The organism is Streptomyces sp. NPDC052107, assembly GCF_040680215.1.
In the GTDB taxonomy this organism is placed as follows: domain Bacteria; phylum Actinomycetota; class Actinomycetes; order Streptomycetales; family Streptomycetaceae; genus Streptomyces.
Genome location: NZ_JBFAWG010000333.1, coordinates 1 through 1004, shown reverse-complemented (window position 1 = coordinate 1004; position 1004 = coordinate 1). Strand labels below are relative to the sequence as shown.

1 protein-coding gene is annotated in these 1004 nt (G+C 72.3%); it reads right to left on the bottom strand.

The window, feature by feature from the left end; all coding sequences use genetic code 11:
• The coding region (locus AB0M27_RS48245; protein WP_365732517.1) for a hypothetical protein at positions 1–1004 on the bottom strand (1004 nt) is incomplete at both ends.

Here is a 1004-nt window from a genome sequence, read left to right as displayed (position 1 = left end):
GTCAGCTGCTGGTCGATGTAGTCGGTGTGGGCCGCGGTGGCGGCGGTGAACTCGGCCGCCGCGCCCTGCGGCCGGAAGCCGTGGCGTACGGCCAGCTCCCGCAACCGCGGGTCGGTGGAGAGCAGTTCGCCCAGCTGTCGGCCCGCCGCCGTCAGGGGGACCAGGGTGTGGTCGCTGGAGACCGTGGTGTCCGGGTAGAGCACGACGAGGTCCCCGATCTCCTGCCGTTTGCTGTGGGTCAGGAGGGAGGCCACCTGCGACTCGTAGACCAGCACCAGCGGGTTGCCGACCCCGCTGATGAAGTCCCGGAACGGGGCGTCGCTGCTGGTCTGCTGGGCCCCCTGCACCTGGACCAGCTTCCGCATGAGCACCGCCGTACGGTCCACGGCCGCGCGGTCCGCCGCGACCCGGCCGCCGTCGGCGACGTACGAGGCGGCGGCGAGGTAGAGGGCGCCGGAGTTGGACGAGACGGGGTCGGTGCTCGTGATGAAGAGCGTGCCGCTCAACTCGGCGTGCCCGGAGGCCCCTTCGAGCTGCTGCCAGGTCCGGTCCGCCTCGGCCGCCTTGAGGTAGGGGCCCATGAGCAGCGTGCCCCGGGTGGCGAAGTTGGAGGTGCCGTCGGTCTTCAGCCGGGCGAGGCCGTTGGCGGCGAGGACCTCGGCCGCGTTGCGGTGGGCCACGACGACGAGCGGTGAGTAGAAGGGCCGCAGCGGACCGCCCTCGACGGCGGACCTGCGGCGCAGCTCGTCGGCCGGCGCCTTGGAGCTGGGGAAGGCGAAGTCCTCTCCTTCCAGGGAGAGTTGATCCATGGCCCAGGAGCCGGATGTCTCGGCCTTGACGGTGATGCCCCGGGCGGCGAGGGCCTTCACCGTGTCGGGGTCGGCGAAGAACTCGGCCTTCTCCGACCCGATCACGCCACGCACGGTCGTCGCTGCCGTGCCACTGCTGCCGTCGCCGCCTCTGTCACGGCCTGCCACGACGGCCGCTGCCACGCCGCCGAGCAG